The organism is Haloprofundus salinisoli (genome assembly GCF_020097815.1).
Lineage (GTDB): Archaea > Halobacteriota > Halobacteria > Halobacteriales > Haloferacaceae > Haloprofundus > Haloprofundus salinisoli.
Genome location: NZ_CP083663.1, coordinates 1285706 through 1302970, shown reverse-complemented (window position 1 = coordinate 1302970; position 17265 = coordinate 1285706). Strand labels below are relative to the sequence as shown.

The 17265-nt window shown below is 66.6% G+C and carries 24 protein-coding genes, 1 tRNA gene and 1 pseudogene; 17 read left to right on the top strand and 9 right to left on the bottom strand.

Annotation, left to right across the window (positions count from 1 at the left end; genetic code table 11):
• The first annotated feature begins 176 nt into the window (after positions 1-176).
• The gene (gene thpR / locus LAQ73_RS06990; protein ID WP_224270511.1) at positions 177-731 is read left to right on the top strand and encodes an RNA 2',3'-cyclic phosphodiesterase; all 555 of its coding nucleotides are present in this window, start codon (positions 177-179) and stop codon (positions 729-731) included.
• Positions 732-756: 25 nt separating this feature from the next.
• Here the strand turns inward: thpR and LAQ73_RS06985 are convergent, their stop codons facing one another.
• Positions 757-1011 carry a hypothetical protein gene (locus LAQ73_RS06985; RefSeq protein WP_224270510.1) on the bottom strand — a complete coding sequence of 85 codons (255 nt, stop codon included), beginning with the start codon at positions 1009-1011 and terminating at the stop codon, positions 757-759.
• 155 nt (positions 1012-1166) lie between these two features.
• Between LAQ73_RS06985 and LAQ73_RS06980 the strand changes: the two genes are divergently transcribed.
• The 7 genes from LAQ73_RS06980 to LAQ73_RS06950 all read left to right on the top strand — a co-directional run bounded on the left by LAQ73_RS06980 (position 1167) and on the right by LAQ73_RS06950 (position 5213).
• Positions 1167-1319: a 50S ribosomal protein L39e gene (locus tag LAQ73_RS06980; protein WP_058583304.1), complete on the top strand. Its 153-nt coding sequence runs from the start codon at positions 1167-1169 to the stop codon at positions 1317-1319.
• Entirely contained in the window at positions 1319-1597 is a 279-nt protein-coding gene (locus LAQ73_RS06975; protein ID WP_224270509.1) for a 50S ribosomal protein L31e, read from the top strand. Before LAQ73_RS06980 ends, LAQ73_RS06975 begins: the two co-directional genes overlap by 1 nt.
• Before the next feature lie 3 nt (positions 1598-1600).
• Positions 1601-2266, top strand: coding sequence for a translation initiation factor IF-6 (locus tag LAQ73_RS06970; RefSeq protein WP_224270508.1), 666 nt, complete (start codon positions 1601-1603; stop codon positions 2264-2266).
• A gap of 98 nt (positions 2267-2364) precedes the next feature.
• Complete coding sequence (gene rpl18a, locus LAQ73_RS06965; RefSeq protein ID WP_224270507.1) at positions 2365-2541, top strand: 50S ribosomal protein L18Ae; 177 nt, start codon at positions 2365-2367, stop codon at positions 2539-2541.
• Entirely contained in the window at positions 2541-3011 is a 471-nt protein-coding gene (gene pfdA / locus LAQ73_RS06960) for a prefoldin subunit alpha (RefSeq protein ID WP_425601129.1), read from the top strand. Before rpl18a ends, pfdA begins: the two co-directional genes overlap by 1 nt.
• Before the next feature lie 15 nt (positions 3012-3026).
• Positions 3027-4364 (top strand): signal recognition particle-docking protein FtsY, encoded by a 1338-nt coding sequence (ftsY, locus tag LAQ73_RS06955; RefSeq protein WP_224270505.1) that lies wholly within the window; start codon positions 3027-3029, stop codon positions 4362-4364.
• 69 nt (positions 4365-4433) lie between these two features.
• Positions 4434-5213: a hypothetical protein gene (locus tag LAQ73_RS06950; RefSeq protein ID WP_224270504.1), complete on the top strand. Its 780-nt coding sequence runs from the start codon at positions 4434-4436 to the stop codon at positions 5211-5213.
• Positions 5214-5278: 65 nt separating this feature from the next.
• Here the strand turns inward: LAQ73_RS06950 and LAQ73_RS06945 are convergent, their stop codons facing one another.
• Complete coding sequence (locus LAQ73_RS06945) at positions 5279-5602, bottom strand: hypothetical protein (protein WP_224270503.1); 324 nt, start codon at positions 5600-5602, stop codon at positions 5279-5281.
• Positions 5603-5764: 162 nt separating this feature from the next.
• On the opposite strand from LAQ73_RS06945, the gene LAQ73_RS06940 reads away from it, so the two are divergent.
• Positions 5765-7147 carry a signal recognition particle protein Srp54 gene (locus tag LAQ73_RS06940; protein ID WP_224270502.1) on the top strand — a complete coding sequence of 461 codons (1383 nt, stop codon included), beginning with the start codon at positions 5765-5767 and terminating at the stop codon, positions 7145-7147.
• A gap of 7 nt (positions 7148-7154) precedes the next feature.
• Here the strand turns inward: LAQ73_RS06940 and LAQ73_RS06935 are convergent, their stop codons facing one another.
• A complete protein-coding gene (locus LAQ73_RS06935) occupies positions 7155-7547 on the bottom strand; it encodes a hypothetical protein (RefSeq protein WP_224270501.1) in 393 nt (130 codons plus the stop codon).
• 115 nt (positions 7548-7662) lie between these two features.
• On the opposite strand from LAQ73_RS06935, the gene LAQ73_RS06930 reads away from it, so the two are divergent.
• From LAQ73_RS06930 to LAQ73_RS06905, 6 genes and pseudogenes are all read left to right on the top strand, one after another.
• A complete protein-coding gene (locus tag LAQ73_RS06930) occupies positions 7663-8880 on the top strand; it encodes an MFS transporter (protein WP_224270500.1) in 1218 nt (405 codons plus the stop codon).
• 127 nt (positions 8881-9007) lie between these two features.
• On the top strand, positions 9008-9586 hold the full coding sequence (locus LAQ73_RS06925) for a magnesium transporter (RefSeq protein ID WP_224270499.1): 579 nt from the start codon (positions 9008-9010) through the stop codon (positions 9584-9586).
• 42 nt (positions 9587-9628) lie between these two features.
• Positions 9629-10147: a magnesium transporter gene (locus LAQ73_RS06920; protein ID WP_224270729.1), complete on the top strand. Its 519-nt coding sequence runs from the start codon at positions 9629-9631 to the stop codon at positions 10145-10147.
• 84 nt (positions 10148-10231) lie between these two features.
• Positions 10232-10402 (top strand): annotated as a pseudogene (locus LAQ73_RS06915) (alpha-hydroxy-acid oxidizing protein); the annotation flags it as partial.
• 52 nt (positions 10403-10454) lie between these two features.
• Positions 10455-10925, top strand: coding sequence for a hypothetical protein (locus LAQ73_RS06910; RefSeq protein ID WP_224270498.1), 471 nt, complete (start codon positions 10455-10457; stop codon positions 10923-10925).
• Positions 10926-10986: 61 nt separating this feature from the next.
• Positions 10987-11964, top strand: a complete 978-nt coding sequence (locus LAQ73_RS06905; protein WP_224270497.1) for a nucleoside recognition protein — start codon at positions 10987-10989, stop codon at positions 11962-11964.
• 27 nt (positions 11965-11991) lie between these two features.
• Here LAQ73_RS06905 and LAQ73_RS06900 read toward each other — a convergent pair whose 3' ends face one another.
• The 4 genes from LAQ73_RS06900 to LAQ73_RS06885 all read right to left on the bottom strand — a co-directional run bounded on the left by LAQ73_RS06900 (position 11992) and on the right by LAQ73_RS06885 (position 14324).
• Positions 11992-12654 (bottom strand): AIM24 family protein, encoded by a 663-nt coding sequence (locus LAQ73_RS06900; RefSeq protein ID WP_224270496.1) that lies wholly within the window; start codon positions 12652-12654, stop codon positions 11992-11994.
• An 88-nt stretch (positions 12655-12742) separates the two neighbouring features.
• Positions 12743-13339: an HPP family protein gene (locus LAQ73_RS06895; RefSeq protein WP_224270495.1), complete on the bottom strand. Its 597-nt coding sequence runs from the start codon at positions 13337-13339 to the stop codon at positions 12743-12745.
• On the bottom strand, positions 13339-13746 hold the full coding sequence (locus tag LAQ73_RS06890) for an RNA-binding domain-containing protein (protein WP_224270494.1): 408 nt from the start codon (positions 13744-13746) through the stop codon (positions 13339-13341). Before LAQ73_RS06890 ends, LAQ73_RS06895 begins: the two co-directional genes overlap by 1 nt.
• Positions 13743-14324, bottom strand: a complete 582-nt coding sequence (locus tag LAQ73_RS06885) for an AAA family ATPase (protein ID WP_224270493.1) — start codon at positions 14322-14324, stop codon at positions 13743-13745. Before LAQ73_RS06885 ends, LAQ73_RS06890 begins: the two co-directional genes overlap by 4 nt.
• A 90-nt stretch (positions 14325-14414) precedes the next feature.
• Here LAQ73_RS06885 and LAQ73_RS06880 point away from each other — a divergent pair, with 90 nt between their 5' ends.
• Together LAQ73_RS06880 and LAQ73_RS06875 are read left to right on the top strand one after the other, a co-directional pair.
• Complete coding sequence (locus LAQ73_RS06880) at positions 14415-14792, top strand: YccF domain-containing protein (RefSeq protein ID WP_224270492.1); 378 nt, start codon at positions 14415-14417, stop codon at positions 14790-14792.
• 76 nt (positions 14793-14868) lie between these two features.
• Positions 14869-14943 (top strand) — tRNA-Arg (locus LAQ73_RS06875).
• Positions 14944-15278: 335 nt separating this feature from the next.
• Here the strand turns inward: LAQ73_RS06875 and LAQ73_RS06870 are convergent.
• Entirely contained in the window at positions 15279-16448 is a 1170-nt protein-coding gene (locus LAQ73_RS06870; RefSeq protein ID WP_224270491.1) for a zinc-dependent alcohol dehydrogenase, read from the bottom strand.
• Positions 16445-17227 (bottom strand): SRPBCC family protein, encoded by a 783-nt coding sequence (locus LAQ73_RS06865; protein ID WP_224270490.1) that lies wholly within the window; start codon positions 17225-17227, stop codon positions 16445-16447. The genes LAQ73_RS06870 and LAQ73_RS06865 overlap by 4 nt, the downstream gene beginning before the upstream one ends.
• Positions 17228-17265 lie beyond the last annotated feature (38 nt).

The following is a 17265-nucleotide window of genomic DNA, read 5'->3' as shown; positions in this document are numbered from 1 at the left end:
GATATCGTGCCGTCCGCGGGGGGCGCACCGCGCTCTCGCCTCGACCGCCCCGCGGCCGCGCCTAGCTCACGGTCGGTGGTGGTCCCGTCACCGCGGATAAACGTTCGTCCGAAACGACGCCCGTCGTCCGCGCTCGGCCCCCGACGCTTAACGCGCTCCTCGTCGCACGTTCGCACATGCGACTGTTCGTCAGCATCGACCTACCTCGTTCGTTCGCCGACGCCGTCGCCACCGTCCAAGCCGACCTCCGCGACGCCGAGGGGTTGCGCTTCGTCGACCCGACGCAGGCGCATCTCACGTTGAAATTTCTCGGCGAAACCGACGAGAACCGGCTTGAGGAGGTAGAGGAAGCGCTCGAATCGGCCGTCGACGCCGCGGGCGTCGACCCGTTCGAGGCGACGGTCGGCGGGTTGGGCGTCTTCCCGTCGCTCGACTACATCAGCGTCGTCTGGCTCGGTCTCGAAGCGGGCGGCGAGGAGACGACGCGCCTCGCCGAGGCCATCGAGCGAGCGACGACCGCCATCGGCTTCGAACCGGAGTCCCACGAGTTCACGCCGCACGCCACCCTCGCGCGGATGGACGACGCCCGCGGGAAAGACGTCGTCCGCCGCGTCGTCCGCGAGACGGACCCGACGGTCGGCACGTTCCGCGTCGAGCAGATTCGACTGAAGGAGAGCGTGCTCGGCCCTGACGGTCCGGAGTACTCGACGGTGAGTCGATTCTCGCTCTGAGCGCGGCGTCGTGGCCGCTTGCCTCTCACCCGTGCCGTTCCTGCGGTTCTTTCAGGCGCACCTCCTCGTCGTTCATCTCCATGACGTGCTCGCGGTGGAGTCTGCTGTCGTCGTCGGACTCCCACCCGAGCATCTGCATCAGTCCCTCGGTGATGCTGCTCCCGCGCTCGACGTCCGCGTACTCGTCGTTGTCGCCAACGAGTTCGATAGTGCCGACGTCGTTGCCCTCGTGGTCGACGACGCGCTTTCCCTCGTCTTCGCCGCGGAAGTTACGCGACATATCGTGGGTTCGGTCGCGACCCAAATGTATCTAATGACATCGAATGACACACCGACGCTGGCAGCACATCGCACAGTTCGCCTCTCCGACGGATTCGCGGGAGGCGGGGCCAAAGGAACAAGATTTTATGTCGCGCAGCGGAATCCACTGCTACTATGAGTAAAAAATCGAAGGCCAAGAAGAAGCGGCTGGCGAAACTGGAGCGCCAGAACAGCCGCGTCCCGACGTGGGTCATGCTGAAGACGGACATGCAAGTCACGCGAAACCCCAAGCGCCGCAACTGGCGGCGAAGCGACACTGACGAATAATGAGCGCGAGTGATTTCGAAGAGCGGGTCGTCACCGTCCCGCTCCGCGGCGTCAAGAAAGTCGCCGTCCAGAAGCGCGCCGACCGCGCGATGAGCATCATCCGCCAGCACCTCGCGAAGAACTTCAACGTCGACGAAGACGCCGTCCGACTCGAACCCTCGCTCAACGAGGCCGTCTGGTCGGAGGGTCGACAGAACCCGCCGCGGAAGCTCCGCGTCCGCGCCGCGCGGTTCGACGAGGACGGCGAGGCCATCGTCGAGGCCGAACCGGCCGAGTAAACGGTGCTCCGCGCCTCCTTCGCCGGGTCGCCGTACGTCGGCGTTTTCGCGCGCGCGACGAACGACTGTCTGCTCGTCCGGCCGGACGCGGACGACGAACTCGTCTCGGCGCTGGCCGACGAGTTCGGCGTCCCCGCAGTGCCGACTACGGTCGGCGGGTCGGGCACCGTCGGCGCGCTGGCGATGGGCAACGAGAACGGCATTCTCGTCTCCGGTCGCGCGACCGACCGCGAACGCGAACGCATCGCCGATACCGTCGACCTCCCGGTCGTGCCGCTCCCCGGCCGCATCAACGCCGCCGGTAACGTCGTTCTCGCCAACGATTACGGCGCGTGGGTCCACCCCGACCTCGACGACGAGGCCGTCGCCGCCGTCGAAGAAGCGCTCGACGTGCCGGTCGAACGCGGCGACCTCGGCGACGTCCGGACCGTCGGGACGGCGGCCGTCGCCAACAACACGGGCGTGCTCTGTCACCCGAAATCCCGGGAACCGGAACTGGAGGCGCTCGAAGAACACCTCGACGTCTACGCCGACATCGGCACCGTCAACTACGGCGCGCCGCTGGTCGGCTCCGGCCTCGTCGCCAACGACGACAGCTACGTCGTCGGCGAGGAGACCACCGGTCCCGAACTCGGGCGTATCGAGGAGACGCTCGGCTACATCGACTGAGATCCGCCGACTTTTCGCGGCCGCGTCTCCGCCTTCGAGCGCCCCGCTCGACTCTCCGAGTAGGAAGATACTTCCCGCTCGCTACCCCACGCTTTTCCATGAGTCAGTTTACTGTACGCGGCCGCTTCCGAAGCCGCGACGGGTATCGAACGTTCAACAAGGAAATCGAAGCCGAGAACGAGAACGTCGCCCGCGAGTACGCACTCTCGCGGTTCGGCAGCGAGCACGGTCTCAAGCGCATGCAGATCGAACTCGACGAGGTGTCCGAACGATGATGGGCGGCGGCGGCGGACAGCAGCAACTTCAGCAGCTCTCACAGGAACTGCAGGCCATCGACGAGGAGATCGAGGAGCTGGAAGCAGACGTCTCAGACCTCGAACAGGAAAAGACCGAGATGGACGAGGCCATCGAGGCGCTGGAGACGCTCGAAACCGATTCGACGGTCCAGGTCCCGCTCGGCGGCGGCGCGTACGTCCGTGCGGAAGTTCAGGATATCGACGAAGTCGTCGTCAGCCTCGGCGGCAACTACGCGGCCGAACAGGAGCGCGACGGTGCCATCGAGGCGCTCCGCAGCAAGCAGGACGCCGTCGACGAGCGTATCGCGGGCGTCGAAGGCGAGATCCGCGACCTCGAAGACGAGAGCGGCGAGATCGAACAGCAAGCCCAGGAACTTCAACAGCGCCTCCAGCAGCAGCAGATGCAGCAGATGCAGCAGATGCAGCAGGAGGAAGGCGACGACCAGTAACTCACGATACCCCCCATGTTCGACGGACTCAAGAAGAAGCTCAACAGCTTCCGCGAAGACGTTGAGGAGACCGCCGAGGAGAAAGCCGAGGCCGAAGGAGTCGAAGCGGCCGACGCGGAGACGGACGCGGTCGATGCGGACGCCGCGGAAACGGCCGAACCGGCCGACGCGAGCGCGGAGTCCGTCGCCGACACCGAGACGAACGACGCAGTCGAAAACGGCGCGACGGAGACGTCGGACCCCGTGCGCACCTCGGCCCGAGGAGCCGAAGCAGACACCGTCGCCGAAGCGACCGAGACGGCCGAACCGGACGAGAGCGCACCCTCGGCGCAGGCGGTCGCCGCCGAGGCCGACGCCGCCGAGGCCGACGCCGCCGAGGCCGTCGCCGACGAGACCGCGGAGTCGTCTCCCGAACCGGTTCCCGACGAGTCCGTCGACGAACAGGAGGAAGAGCGCTCGGGTCCCGGTCGACTGAAGCGTGCGGCGGCGTTCGCCACCGGTCGCATCATCATCGAGGAGGAGGACCTCGAACAGCCGCTGTGGGAACTGGAGATGGCGCTGCTCCAGAGCGACGTCGAGATGGGCGTCGCCGAGCAGATGCTCGACACGATCCGCGAGAAGATGCTCGGCACCACACGCAAGCAGGTGCAGACGACCGCGCAACTCGTCGAGGAGGCGTTACACGACGCGCTGCTCGACGTCATCAGCGTCGGCCAGTTCGATTTCGACCAGCGTATCGCCGAGGCCGACAAGCCCGTCACCATCATCTTCACCGGCGTCAATGGCGTCGGAAAGACGACGAGCATCGCCAAGCTCTCGGAGTACTTCGAGAAGCAGGGCTACTCGACGGTGCTCGCCAACGGCGACACGTACCGCGCCGGCGCGAACGAGCAGATTCGCAAGCACGCCGAGAACCTCGACCGGAAGCTCATCGCCCACGAGCAGGGCGGCGATCCGGCGGCGGTCATCTACGACGGCGTCGAGTACGCCGAGGCCCACGACATCGACATCGTCCTCGGCGACACCGCCGGTCGGCTCCACACCTCCAACGACCTGATGGCGCAATTGGAGAAGATCGACCGCGTCGTCGGCCCGGACATGACGCTGTTCGTCGACGAGGCCGTCGCCGGACAGGACGCGGTCCAGCGCGCGAAGAAGTTCGACGAGACCGCCGAGATCGACGGTGCGATTCTGACGAAAGCCGACGCCGACTCCTCGGGCGGCGCGGCCATCTCCATCGCCTACGTCACCGGCAAGCCGATTCTCTTCCTCGGCACCGGCCAGGAGTACGACGACATCGAGCGGTTCATCCCCGAAGAGCTCGTCGCGAGCCTCCTCGAAGACGAGGAGTAGCGCTCGGCAGTCCTCTCTCGTTTCTCACCGGTGAGCAACAGCTATATGTAAATGAGGTGACCGTTCGGCATGGTCGCCCTCCCCTCGGTCTCGCGGACGACTGTCGTACTCGGGGCACTGTTGACGCTCACGCTCGGGTTCGACATCGCTATCGCAGTCGGCAACAGCGGTCCGTCGGTCGTTGCCGCTGCGAGTTCGCTCGTCGTGCTACTCGCACTCGCCGCGGTTCTCTACCGTTTCCTCGGCGTCTTCTCGCCCGTTCCGCTCGCCGTCGTCGCCGTCGCCGTCGGCTGGCTCGCCGACCCGGCGGTACCGGGGCTCTCGCTGTTCACAGCGCCGCTCTTAGTCGCCGTCGCCGGCGTCGAGTACGCGGTTCGTCGGGCGAGCGGTCGCGGCCGCCGTCGACTCGCCGCGCGGACCGAGCGGTCGCTCCTTGTCGGCGTCGCCGCGGGCGTCGCGTGGACGGCGCTCGCGTGGCTCCTCCTCCCGGCGTCGGACGGGTTCGGGGTCGTCTTCGAGCAGGCTGGAACTGAGACCTGGACGACGGTCCAGACCGCGCTGTACGTCCTCGGCGGCCCAGTGATGCTCGTCGGCGTGCCGGTCGCACTCGCGCTCTCGCGCCGACTCGTCGCGCCGCTGTCGCTCGCGGCGTTCGAGGTGTTCTTCTTCCTCCGGAGTCCGGGCGCGGGCGACTCCGTCGGCACGCCCGCGTCGCTTCTGTGGCCGTTCGGTCTGCTCTTCGTATTCGCGTTCGCGTTGGCCGAGTGGTCCGTCCGCCGGTGGGTTCGACGGCGCTTCGGGGGCGGGTTCGACGCCGACGCGGCGACTGACGCCGGGTCGTCGGGATAGCCTACCCGTACCTCGTTCGGCGGCTACTTCGTTCGGCGGCTCCCCGTTCGACGGGTGTTTGGCGGCTACTCCGGTTCGCCCTCGGACTTCCACGCGAGTTCGACGCGCAGCAGCGCGCTACACTGGACGGTGTCGCCCCGGTACCCGTCGCAGCGGCCGGTCTCGGCGATCCGCATAAACGGCGTCTGCGACCCGCACTCGGGACACTCGATGGCGTAGCCGTCCTCGGCTTCGAGGAAGGCGTCCGGGTTGAGCTCCATCCGCCCGGCCTCCTCCCATCCCGTCGTGCTGTCGCCGCCGACGGACTGCTCCTCGTCGTGCGTCGCGTCGGCGCCAGTCGGTCGGTCGTCGTCGGCCACTTCGCGGCCAGCGTCTTCGTCGTTCGCCATAGGGAAGATAGCATCGCCCTCGGGGATAAATCTCGGTTCGAGTCGGTTCTCGTGAGTGTTTTCCCCCGTCGTCTCCGGCCGCGTCCCGCGACCTCTATCGACCCGAGTCGGCGCGGCGCGACGAATAAAGCCTTTACCGGTTCGGTGGCGTACTGTGAGCAAATGGTACTCGACAATCTCGGAAGCTCCCTCCGCGGCACGTTGGAGACGCTGCGAGGGAAGACCCGCCTCAGCGAGGAGGACGTGGAGGCGGTCGTCAGGGAGATTCAGCGGTCGCTTCTCCAAGCGGACGTCGACGTGTCGCTGGTGATGGAGCTCTCGGACAGCATCAAGACCCGCGCGCTGGAGGAGGAACCGCCGGGCGGCACCTCCGCGCGCGACCACGTTCTCAAGATCGTCTACGAGGAGATGGTCGCCATCGTCGGCGAGTCGACGGAGATCCCGCTCGAACCCCAGACGATTCTCCTCGCGGGGCTGCAGGGGTCGGGGAAGACCACCTCCGCCGCGAAGATGGCGTGGTGGTTCTCAAAGAAAGGGCTGCGCCCGGCGGTTATCCAGACCGACACCTTCCGCCCCGGCGCGTACGACCAGGCCAAGCAGATGTGCGAGCGCGCCGAGGTGGAGTTCTACGGCGACCCCGACGAGTCCGACCCCGTCGCCATCGCCCGCGAGGGATTGGAGGCGACCGAGGACGCCGACGTCCACATCGTCGACACCGCGGGTCGACACGGCCTCGAAGACGAACTCATCGCCGAAATCGAGGAGATAGAGGGGCTCGTGAACCCCGACCTCAGTCTTCTCGTCTTCGACGCGGCCATCGGCCAGGGCGCCAAAGAGCAGGCCCGCCAGTTCGAAGAGGCCATCGGAATCAACGGCGTCGTCATCACGAAGCTCGACGGGACAGCGAAGGGTGGCGGTGCGCTGACCGCCGTCAACGAGACGGACTCCTCCATCGCCTTCCTCGGGACGGGCGAGACGGTCCAAGATATCGAGCGTTTCGAGCCGAACGGCTTCATCTCGCGGCTGCTGGGGATGGGCGACCTCAAACAGCTCTCCGAGCGCGTCGAGCGCGCGATGTCGGAGACCCAGGCCGAGGACGACGACTGGGACCCCGAGGACATCATGAAGGGGTCGTTCACCCTCAAGGACATGCAGAAGCAGATGGAGGCGATGAACAAGATGGGGCCGCTCGACCAGATTATGGATATGATTCCGGGTCTCGGCGGCGGCCTCATGGACCAACTGCCCGACGACGCGATGGACGTCACGCAGAACCGGATGCGGAGCTTTGAGATAATTATGGACTCGATGACCGACCCCGAGATGGAGAACCCCCGGAGCGTCGGCGCGAGTCAGGTCCGCCGCATCGCCCGCGGCAGCGGCAGGGACGAGGAGACCGTCCGCGAACTGCTCGAACAGCACAAGATGATGGAGCAGACGCTCAAGCAGTTCCAGGGGATGGGCGACGGCGACATGCAGCGGATGATGAAGAAGATGGAGAATCAGGGCGGTGGCGGCGATATGGGCGGGTTCGGCCCGTTCTGAGCGACGGTTACGCCCCGGCCCGCACTCTGATCCGATCTCTGAGGACTACGCCGAGCGCGCCGGCGAGCATCCCGCCGAGGGCGAACGACGGCACCAACATCACCACGCTCGGGACCGAGAAGTACGCACCGACGCTGCCGGCGATTTCGGCGTCTCCGAGGAGAAAGTACACTTCGAGCGCGTAGAAGCCGACGACCGCGAGCACGCCTCCGACCGCGCCGACGAGGCCGGCGAGCGCCCCGTCGAAGAGGCCGTCGGTGGCGTCGCGGGCGCGGAGCGCGACGACCGCTCCGGCGAGGATACCCCACGGCGCGGCGGCCTGGGGTCCGTAGAGGACGACGGCGACGACGGAGGCGACGGCGCTGAGCGCGCCGCCGAGTGCGACCGATGTTCTATCCATAACTGTGTCAATAAATAGTAGAACTATAATCATTTCTCTCGCTCGTCCGGAATACTCGCGTCCTGAACCGCCGCTTTCCGTTTCCTTTTACCGCTCGCAGACAACTCCTGCGTGAATGTTTCCCCGTCTGCGTTCGCTCGTTCGCTTCGACGCGCTCGTCTTGACGGCCTTACTCTGGTTTCTCGCCAAGTTCCTCCGCTACGCGTTCCCCCCGCTTTTCGGCACGCTCCAGGCGGAGTACGGCGTCTCGAACGCCGTCGTCGGAACCGCGTTCACCGCGCTGATGCTCGTCTACGCGCTGATGCAGTTCCCCTCGGGTGCGCTCGCCGACCACGTCGGCGCGGTGACGGTCATCACCGCCGGTGCCGTCGTCGCCGCCGTCGGGGCGCTCGCGCTCGTTCCCTCGGTTCCGTTCGCGTTCGTCGTCGCCGCGATGCTGCTCGTCGGTATCGGGACGGGTGTGCACAAGACCGTCGCCGTCCGCCTGCTCTCGCAGGTGTACCCCGCCCAGACCGGTCGGGCGCTCGGATTTCTCGACACGGTGGGCGCGTTCGGCGGCGTCGCCGCTCCCGCCGCCGTCGTGGCGCTGAGCGCCGGCGCGTACACCGACTGGCACGCGGTGTTTCTGCTCGGCGGCGGCGTCGGCGTCGCTCTCGCCGGCGCGTTCGCGTTCCGCGTGCCGAAGCGCGTCCCCGACAGTCGCAACGTCGCCGCCGACGGGAGTGTGGGCGTCCGCGAGTACGCCGCGCTGTTTCGTCGCCCGCGCTTTTTCGTCTTTGTGCTCGTCACTATCTGTTTCTCCTTCGCGTACAACGGCGCAGTCGCGTTTCTACCGCTGTATCTCGAACAGAGCGCCGGCCTGTCGACGGTCGCCGCCAGCGGCATCTACAGCGTGTTGTTCGTCGTCAGCCTCGTGCAACTGCTCACCGGCGAGGCCAGCGATCGGGTCGGCAGGCTCCCTATCATCGGATTCACCCTCGGCCTCGCGGCGCTCGCGCTCGTCTCGCTCGTCGCCGTCGGCGAGGCGACCGTTCTCACCTTGGGTGCCGTCGTCGTCGCGTTCGGCCTCGGTTCCCACGGTTTTCGCCCCGTGCGGGGCGCGTACCTTGTCTCTGTCATCCCCGACAGCGTCGCCGGCGGCGGCCTCGGCGCGGTGCGGACCTTACTGATGGGCGCGGGAGCGCTCGCGCCGGCGGCCGTCGGAATCCTCTCGGACGTCGCCGACTTCCGCGTGGCCTTCTCGGTGCTCGCCGTCTCGATGGGTGCGGCGGCGGCGCTGACGGCTGTGCTCGTCTTCGTCGGCGACGACGCCGACGGTCGAACCGCGGCGTGATCCCGGTCGGCGCGTGCCGTCGCACGCCGTCCTCTCTCGACGCGCTCTCCCCATGCCACCGTGACACACAGCCGTTCCGTACACTCTCGCCGCCCGATTTTTACCGCCGCCGCGCGTCTGTGTTCGTATGCCCGTCCGCGACGTCGCCGTCGAAGCGTACCGTGAGGCGCTGCCGGTGCTGCTCTTGAGCGCCGTCGGCGGTCTCTTCGCGGGCGTCGTTCTCGGAGGGATGGAGGTGGAGCTCGAACGGGTCGCCGGCCTCATCGTGCTCGTCCCGGCGCTGTTGGCGACGCGCGGAAACGTCTACGGCTCGCTCGGCGCCCGCCTCGCCTCCGGCCTCCACCAGGGTCTCATCGAACCGTACTTCACGCTCTCGGACCGGCGTATCCGCAACGCGCTCGTCGCCGCACTCGCGAACGGAATTCTCGTCAGCGTCTTCGCGGCCGTACTCGCCTACACCGTGTTGGTCACTCTCGGCCGGCCCGTGGCGACGCTCTGGACGCTCGTCGGCATCGCCGCTATCGCGGGCGTCATCTCCGGGATTCTGCTGACCATCGCGGTACTGAGCGTCGTCTTCTACGGCTATCGACGGGGGATGAACCCGGACACGCTCGCCGGTCCCGTCGTCACTACCACCGGCGACGTGGTCGGTATCGCGACGATGCTGTTCGCCGCCCGCGTCATGCTCGCGTTGGGGGGTGGCTGAGTGCCCGACACCCAGTGGACCGTCCGCCGAATCACGCGGACGATGCTTCCGGTTCTCCTCGTGTTGACGACGGTCGAACTCGCCAGCGGCCTCGTGCTGGACACGTTCGAGTCGACGCTGCTGCGATATCCGTCGCTTCTCGTGCTCGTGCCGGTCACTATCGGGATGGCGGGTAATCTCGGGAGTATCCTCGCCGCGCGTCTCTCGACGGCGTTCCACCTCGGTCTGCTCGACTTCGCGCCGGACGACGACCTGCTGTTGGGCAACGCCATCGCCACTATTGCGCTCTCGTTGACGTTGTTTCCGCTCGTCGGCGCAGGGGCGTGGGCGATTCAGGCGCTCGTCGCCGGGGCGGCGCTCGACCTGCTGACCGTCGTTCTCGTCGCCACCGCCAGCGGGGCCGTGCTCGCGGTTCTCGCTATCGCCGTTACGCTGGTCGCGACGTACGCCGCCTACCGCCTCGAACTCGACCCCGACGACGTGGTGATTCCGGTGGTGACGAACACCTGCGACGTGCTCGGCGTGCTCGTGCTGTTCGGCGTCGTCCGGGTGCTCGTGTGACCGGTGCTCGCGTCGTCGTTTCTGTATCCAATACTCGCATTGCCGTTCGTGTAACTCGGCGGACGTCGACGGCTCGCGCTCGGCGCGGAGGCGGTCCTGCTCGGTCGTCCCTACGCCTACGGCTTGGCGCTCGACGGGCAAGATAGGGTCGAAGCGGTCTGTGCGAACGTGCTCGCCGACCTCGATATGATGCTCGGTCTCTGCGGCTACTCGGCGATAGAAAACGTCGAGCAGTCGTTGCTGAGGCGGGTGTAGCGGTGAACTGACTCCCACAAGACATTTAGCCGCCACCTGCAACTCGACGGTCATGCCTCTGTCCTCCGCCCGAAGAGACGCCCTCCGGGTCTGCGGCGTCGTACTCGGCCTCGGAATCGCAGGCTGTACGCAGACCACGCCGACCGACGCCGCTGGGAATCAGTCGGCCCGCGACGAGTCGTCCGTCGGTGACCCCTCGACGACCGAACCGACGGCGGTTCCCGCGTCCGTCGTTTCCGACGAGGAGGCGAAGGAACGCGCGCTCGAAGCCGAGAAGGCGCACATTACGGAGCAACTCGAAAACGCCTCCTGTGTGAGTGGGTGGGGACCCACCGCGCCGACGGGCGTCGAGAAACGGGCCGTGGTCATCGACCGAACCGCCGACGGCGTCCACGTCGAGGTGACGCACCCGTACTGGTACTCGACCGACGACACCGAGGCCGACGTCGGCTCGGACGCGCGGTACGCCGTCACCGACGAGACCGTTCGGCGCGTCAGCGGCGACGACGTCGCTCCCTGCTGAACTCGCCTGCGCTCCGCCGTCGACCGACGCCCATTTGCCCGTACGCTTCTGACATTCGACCGTGCAGTCGGTCGTACAGGTAGTTGACTGGCCCTTCGTCGCCGAGGTCGCCTCCCGCGTCCTCACAATCGCCGTCGCCATCGGCGTCGGTGTCTTCCTCGCCAACGTCGCCGTCGCCTTCGGCGCGGTCCGCTACATCACCGTCCTCGCCTACCCGCTGACGAAGCCCGCGAACCTCCCGCGAGAGGTGGGGACGGCGATTCTGACGACGACGGCGTCGACGACAGCGGGCTATGGAATGCTCGCGGAGTTCCGCGACTCGGGGATGTTGGATGACCGAGCGACGCTCGTCTCCGTCACCATCAACACGTTCTTCGGCTTCGTCCAGCATATCTTCACGTTCTACGCGCCGGTGCTGATCCCCATTCTCGGTCTCCGCGTCGGCCTGATGTACGTCGGTGCGCGAGCGGCCATCGCGCTCGGCATCACGCTCGTCGGGATTCTGGCGGGCGCGCTGCTGCTGTCGGAGCGAAACGTGAATTCCGAGGCGCTGCCCGACGAGATCGACGCGCCGGACCGCGAGACGCAGTCGACGCCGGCAAAACTCCGCGGCGCGGCGGAGAGTACGTGGAAGAAACTCCGCAGAATCGTCCCCCGCCTCGCAGTCGTCTACGCGCTCGTCACGTTACTCGTGGAGACGAACTCGCTGCGGGCGTTGACGAGCGTGGCGGACCCGCTGGCGGCGCTCGTCGGTCTTCCCGGCGCTGCGGTCCCGGTCATCGCCGTCTTCGCCTTCGACACGACGACGGGCGCGGTGACCATCGCGCCGCAGATCGGCGAGGTGTTCACGCCGCGGCAGGCGGTCGCGACGATGCTTCTCGGCGGCATCGTCTCCTTCGCCGTCTCAACGTTCAAGCGCTCGATTCCCTTCCAGTACGGCATCTGGGGGGCGAGTTTCGGCTCGAAAGTCGTCGCCGTCAACACCGCGTTGAAAATCGTCTTCATCGGCGGTGCCGTCGCGGTGTTGCTCGTCCCCTGAACGGAGCCGGTTCGATTTCGGCTACTACTACTGCTGCGGCGGTCGTTCCTCGTACGGCTGGACGATGACGAATCCGCCCTCGCCGGCGAACTGCAGCTGGAACGTCTCCCCGGACGACCGCCCGAGGAAACTCTTGATGTTCAGGTCCCGCTTCGTGCTGGGCGAGACGTTGCTGCTCCAGGCGACGGTGGCGTTGGGGTCGGTGCTGACGGGCGTCGACAGCACGAGCGGTTCGCCGTGCGTCGTGATGGCGACGTGACCGGGTCCCTGCAGGTAGACGTTGAACAGTCCGCCCGTCGACGCTCCCGCGATGCTGTTCAGCATCTTGATGTCCCAGGTGACGCTCTCTTCGAACGCCAGCACGTCGTTGCCGTTGACGCTTATCTCCTCGTCGGCGTCGAGTTCGAGAATCTGGACCTCCTTTCCCTGGTCGGCCAGGTAGAGGTGACCCGTGCCCGTCGCCTGCATCATCACGGCCCCCTCGCCGGTCGCTTTCTTTTTCAGCATGCCGGTCAGTCCGCCGCCGGATTTTCGCTCGAAGGAGATATCGCCGGTGTAGCCAACCATCGACCCCGCTTTTGCCATGACGCTCCCGTCTACCGCGACGTCGAGCATCTTCGAACTCTCCTTCTCGAAGGCGTTCCCGCCCTCCTTCGGTCCGTGTGTTTCGAGGAACTTGTCTAGATCCATAGTTTCTCCGAGCCGACAAGAGTCAGCTCTGGGTGAGTATATACTGTCCGTGTAATAACCGTTTGCTAGTGTGTCCCGAACCACCGCGTCAGTAGTTCTCACTGTCGGGACGGCTCTCGTCAGCGACGCTGCGGTCCCCCTGCGGTTCCGACGCTTCCGGCGTGCACTTGTCCGACGGGACGGTCAACGGCCCCGTCGCACGGCGGATTGTCAACAACCCCTGCTGGACGACCAGTAACAGCACGATGGCGGCCATGATGATGGCCGCCTCCTCGACGCTCGTCAACAGGCCGAGGCCGACGATGAGCGTCGTCGCGCAGGCCGGCGGATGTCGGAGGTCGGTGGCGAGCATCGCTGCCGTCGTCAGGCCCACCGCGACGGTGGCGCTGGCCATCAATCGGATCCCGGCCATCGAAAAGGGGGGGACGGGTTGGGTGGCGACGAGTCCGTCGGCCAACAGATGGTACGTTAACATCCCGGCGACGACGCCGATGAAGTGGCCGCCGACGACTCGCGTCGGCGCACTGTCCTCGTCGCCGATGCCGGTGGCTAACACGTACGCCGAGGGGCCGAGACTGGGAAAGAGAAACGCCCGCCCGGTGACGAGCGCGGTCAGTCCGAGAACGGTCATCAGCGCCGCCGCGTGGACGCTCGCCGGCCCCGGCTTATCCCGTCGCCAGGGCATCAGTCGGTGATGGGGCGGCCGTCTCTCGTCGGCGGTACGACGTGGTCGATGAACTCGTCGACGCTCGGATCACGGACGGTGACGTGAACCTCGATGTCGCCGAGTTCGTCGGGGTTGCCGACGGCGAAGTTGACGACGCCTTTCAGCGCCGCCTGCTTCTTCAGCGCGAACGAAAAGCCCGACTCGTCTCCCCGCTTCGTGAACTCACGGCGGGCGGTGTCGAGAATCTCCTGTTCGTGCAGGAGGTCCGAGAACTCGTCGAGCGAGTGCGTCTCGGCGACGAGTCGACCGGACTCGTGTTCGAGTTCGGCGTTCGGAAAGAGGTTGGCGACGGCGTCGGTGACGCGGTCGGTCACCTCGGTCGGTCTGACGGGCGCTTCGATGCGGACATCGATGCTGTATATCATTGCGTTCGGTCCCTTTCGGCTTTCAGTTCCGACGCTTCGCCGCGGATAATCGACTGTATCTGTTCGCGGAACGCCTCCAGCGTGTCGGTGTTTTCGACGTGTACGTCGGCGCGCTCCATCGCCTCGCCCATCCCGAAGCCGAGTTCGCGCTCGTCGCGGGCGCGGAGCCCCTCGCCGCCGTCGCCCTCGCCGAGGTCGCGGCCGCGCTCGGAGATGCGTTCGACGCGCACCTCGAACGGCGCTTCGATGCTCACGAGGTAGAAGTCGTCGCCGAACGCCTCCTCGAATCGGTCGACTTCGACGCCCGAGCGGATGCCGTCGACGAGGACTGCGTCGTGGTTCTCCAACCGGTCTCTGATGAGCGGCAGCGACCGCGCGGCGATGGCGTCGGGGCCGTTCTCCTCGCGGAGCGCTTTGGCGATTTCGCCGTGGTGCTCGGCGGGGTCGAGCCCGCGGGCGCGACACTCGGTGCGGATGACGTCGCCCATCGTGACGACCGGAATCCCTGCCTCGCGTGCGACGTTCGCGGCCTCGCCCTTCCCGCTTCCGGGCAGGCCGACGGTACCGATGACTCTCATTCGTCTCCCGATACTTGCAGGGCGGACTTAGATGTGCTGTTCTCGTCGACCGCCAGCACGCTTTTCGCCCGGTAGCGCCTTCGTTCACGTATGAACGACCGTTCGCTTCTCGCCCGGGCGCTGTGGTTCCTGCTCGTCGGCTGGTGGGCGACGCCGCTCGTCGTCAACCTCGCGTGGTTCCTGACGGCGACGGTCGTCCTTCTCCCGCTTGGTATCAAGCTCACGAACCTCGTACCCACCGTGCTGAGCCTGAAAGAACCACGCTCGCGCTCCGAACCGGAAGCCGCACGCGGCCAGCACTCGCTTCTCGTCCGGGCGGTGTACTTCGTGCTCGTCGGCTGGTGGCTGAGTTGGCTCTGGGCGAACGTCGCTGCCTTCCTCGCGGTGACCATCGTCGGTCTGCCACTGGCGTACTGGATGTTCAACCGCCTGCCGCACGTCACCTCGCTGTACCGCTTCGACGGGTGACACACACTCACGCGGCTGTTCAGTTGATGCGATGAACCACAATCGCTTTTTGCTCGGACCGAATCGTCGTAATCGAGGGCACGTAGCTCAGTCTGGATAGAGCGTCGGACTTCTAATCCGACGGCCGTGGGTTCAAATCCCATCGTGCTCGCTCGAACTCGCTACGCTCGTTCTCGCTCGCACGATGTAGTCTCGTTCGCTGCGCTCACGAGACTCCCATCGTGCTCTTTGAGACCGTCGAGCGCAGCGAGGCGTATCGGAACAGATTCACGTAGGATTTAAATCACGGAACAAGTGAAACGAAGTTCAGATGGTTCAGATCCCATTGTGCTCGCTCGCTGACGCTCACGAGACTCCCATCGTGCTCTTTGAGACCGCCGAGCGCAGCGAGGTGCCCCGGAACGCCTTCTCGATGGATTTGAGGTAGACGGCGGCGAACGAAGTGAGCCGACGGCGTAGTTCACATTCTCTCGCGCTCGCAGCACCCTACGGCTCGAACACCGCCCGAACGCACCCATCTTCCTTCTCCTTGAACATCTCGTACCCTCGTGGGGCGTCTTCGAGCGACATGGTGTGGGTCGCCAGGTACGACGGGTCCATCTCGTCTTCGACGATGTGGTCCAACAACCGCGGGACGTAGCGCTGGCCGTGCTGTTGGGCGGTGCGAACGGTGAGGCCCTTGTTCATGATGACGCCCAGCGGGAACTTGTCCATCAGGCCGTAGACGCCCAGAATCGACAGCGTCCCGCCCTTTCGACAGGCGCGGATGGCCTGTCGGAGCGCGTCGCCGCGGTCGGTGTGGAGCTTCATCGACTGCTTCACGCGGTCGTATCGGTGACCGATGCCGGTGCCGTGCGCCTCCATTCCCACCGCGTCGATGCAGGCGTCGGGGCCGCGGCCGCCGGTCAGCCGCTTCAGTTCGTCGACGACGCTGTCGACCTCGGTGTAGTCGATGGTCTCCGAGCCGGCGTCGCGCTCGGCCATCCGGAGCCGTTCGGGGAAGCGGTCGATGCCGATGACGTGCTCTGCGCCCATGAGCGCGGCGCTCTGTTGGGCCATCAGTCCGACGCCGCCGCAGCCCCAGACGGCGACCGTATCGCCGGGTTCGATGTCGCAGAAGTCCGCGCCCATGTAGCCGGTCGGCCAGGCGTCCGAGGCGAAAAGCGCCTGCTCGTCGCTCAGTTCGTCGGGGACGACGAAGCAGTCCTCGTCGGCGTGCGGCACGCGGACGTACTCGGCGTGGGACCCGGCGTAGCCGCCGAAGGCGTGCGTGTAGCCGTAGATGCCGGCGGTCGGGTAGCCGAGCACCGGTTCCTGAAGTTCCGGATTCGGATTCGTGTTGTCGCAGAGCGACCACTGGTCGCTCTGACAGTAATGGCAGTTCCCGCAGCCGATGAACGACGGGACGACCACCCGGTCGCCCTCCTCGACGGTCTCGACCTTGCGGCCGACTTCGACGACCTCGCCCATGAACTCGTGGCCGATGACGTCGCCCTCGCGCATCGTCGGGAGGTAGCCGTCGAGGAAGTGGAGGTCCGACCCGCAGGTCGTCGACAGCGTCACGCGGAGCACCACGTCCCGCGGGTTGACGAGTTCGGGGTCGGGAACGTCCTCGACGCGGAGGTCGTTGACGCCCTCCCAGCAGAGCGCTCTCACACCAGATCACCCTTCCCGCGGGCCGACGGATTTCGGTCGAGCGTCGGAATCTCGCCGGTCTCCGCGAGGCTCTTGAACCGGTAGAGCATCTTCGAGACGAGCGTTTCGGGGACGACGCCCAGGAGATTCATCGCCGCGCTGCCGACCGACCCGCCGGGTGGGTCGAAGCGGAGGTGAAGCGTCACCTCCGTCCCTCGGTCGGCGGGCGCCGGTCGAAACCGAAGCGAACCCTCGGCGGCGACGCTCGAACCGTCGACGGAGGTCCAGCGCAAGAGTTCGCCGGGGCGGTCTTCGACGATGCGGGTCTCCCACGTCAGGGTGCGTCCGAGCGGCGCGTCGACGCGCCAGCGGTAACGGCCCTCCTCTTCGTCCTCGAGAGTCACTTCGGCGACGCCGCTGGCGACCCGCGTCAGCGTCTCGGGGTCGCGCCACAGTTCGTCGAGTTCGTCCGCGGATTTCCCGACGGTGGCGGAGCGTTCGACGTCCATCGGTCCCGCCGACTGCTCGCCGTCTCGGTGCACCGAGCGTTCGGAACTGACGGGACTCGACGTCGTCGCCCGAGGGCGACGCTGTCCGCTGCCGCCGCGATAGACGAGCCATCCGCCGATGAGCGCCATCACTGCGCCGACGAGCGAGCGACGCCTGAGGCCGAAAAACACGAGCGCCCCGCCGACGACCGCGGAGGCGATCCGACTTGAGACACCGAGTTCGGCGTTCGATGGGTCTGGCGCACCGGTGACGACATCGCCCGAGGCCGCCGCCTCCGACTCGGCGGTCATTCCGGCACCTCGTCGCGGTTTCGAGGGTCGGTGTCGTC

What these genes read in the sequence shown, in the direction of transcription:
- thpR (WP_224270511.1), top strand. Translation starts at nt 177, where the DNA reads ATGCGACTGTTCGTCAGCATCGACCTACCTCGTTCGTTCGCCGACGCC.
- LAQ73_RS06985 (WP_224270510.1), bottom strand. Translation starts at nt 1,011, where the DNA reads ATGTCGCGTAACTTCCGCGGCGAAGACGAGGGAAAGCGCGTCGTCGAC.
- LAQ73_RS06980 (WP_058583304.1), top strand. Translation starts at nt 1,167, where the DNA reads ATGAGTAAAAAATCGAAGGCCAAGAAGAAGCGGCTGGCGAAACTGGAG.
- LAQ73_RS06975 (WP_224270509.1), top strand. Translation starts at nt 1,319, where the DNA reads ATGAGCGCGAGTGATTTCGAAGAGCGGGTCGTCACCGTCCCGCTCCGC.
- rpl18a (WP_224270507.1), top strand. Translation starts at nt 2,365, where the DNA reads ATGAGTCAGTTTACTGTACGCGGCCGCTTCCGAAGCCGCGACGGGTAT.
- pfdA (WP_425601129.1), top strand. Translation starts at nt 2,541, where the DNA reads ATGGGCGGCGGCGGCGGACAGCAGCAACTTCAGCAGCTCTCACAGGAA.
- ftsY (WP_224270505.1), top strand. Translation starts at nt 3,027, where the DNA reads ATGTTCGACGGACTCAAGAAGAAGCTCAACAGCTTCCGCGAAGACGTT.
- LAQ73_RS06950 (WP_224270504.1), top strand. Translation starts at nt 4,434, where the DNA reads ATGGTCGCCCTCCCCTCGGTCTCGCGGACGACTGTCGTACTCGGGGCA.
- LAQ73_RS06945 (WP_224270503.1), bottom strand. Translation starts at nt 5,602, where the DNA reads ATGGCGAACGACGAAGACGCTGGCCGCGAAGTGGCCGACGACGACCGA.
- LAQ73_RS06940 (WP_224270502.1), top strand. Translation starts at nt 5,765, where the DNA reads ATGGTACTCGACAATCTCGGAAGCTCCCTCCGCGGCACGTTGGAGACG.
- LAQ73_RS06935 (WP_224270501.1), bottom strand. Translation starts at nt 7,547, where the DNA reads ATGGATAGAACATCGGTCGCACTCGGCGGCGCGCTCAGCGCCGTCGCC.
- LAQ73_RS06930 (WP_224270500.1), top strand. Translation starts at nt 7,663, where the DNA reads ATGTTTCCCCGTCTGCGTTCGCTCGTTCGCTTCGACGCGCTCGTCTTG.
- LAQ73_RS06925 (WP_224270499.1), top strand. Translation starts at nt 9,008, where the DNA reads ATGCCCGTCCGCGACGTCGCCGTCGAAGCGTACCGTGAGGCGCTGCCG.
- LAQ73_RS06920 (WP_224270729.1), top strand. Translation starts at nt 9,629, where the DNA reads ATGCTTCCGGTTCTCCTCGTGTTGACGACGGTCGAACTCGCCAGCGGC.
- LAQ73_RS06910 (WP_224270498.1), top strand. Translation starts at nt 10,455, where the DNA reads ATGCCTCTGTCCTCCGCCCGAAGAGACGCCCTCCGGGTCTGCGGCGTC.
- LAQ73_RS06900 (WP_224270496.1), bottom strand. Translation starts at nt 12,654, where the DNA reads ATGGATCTAGACAAGTTCCTCGAAACACACGGACCGAAGGAGGGCGGG.
- LAQ73_RS06895 (WP_224270495.1), bottom strand. Translation starts at nt 13,339, where the DNA reads ATGCCCTGGCGACGGGATAAGCCGGGGCCGGCGAGCGTCCACGCGGCG.
- LAQ73_RS06890 (WP_224270494.1), bottom strand. Translation starts at nt 13,746, where the DNA reads ATGATATACAGCATCGATGTCCGCATCGAAGCGCCCGTCAGACCGACC.
- LAQ73_RS06885 (WP_224270493.1), bottom strand. Translation starts at nt 14,324, where the DNA reads ATGAGAGTCATCGGTACCGTCGGCCTGCCCGGAAGCGGGAAGGGCGAG.
- LAQ73_RS06880 (WP_224270492.1), top strand. Translation starts at nt 14,415, where the DNA reads ATGAACGACCGTTCGCTTCTCGCCCGGGCGCTGTGGTTCCTGCTCGTC.
- LAQ73_RS06865 (WP_224270490.1), bottom strand. Translation starts at nt 17,227, where the DNA reads ATGACCGCCGAGTCGGAGGCGGCGGCCTCGGGCGATGTCGTCACCGGT.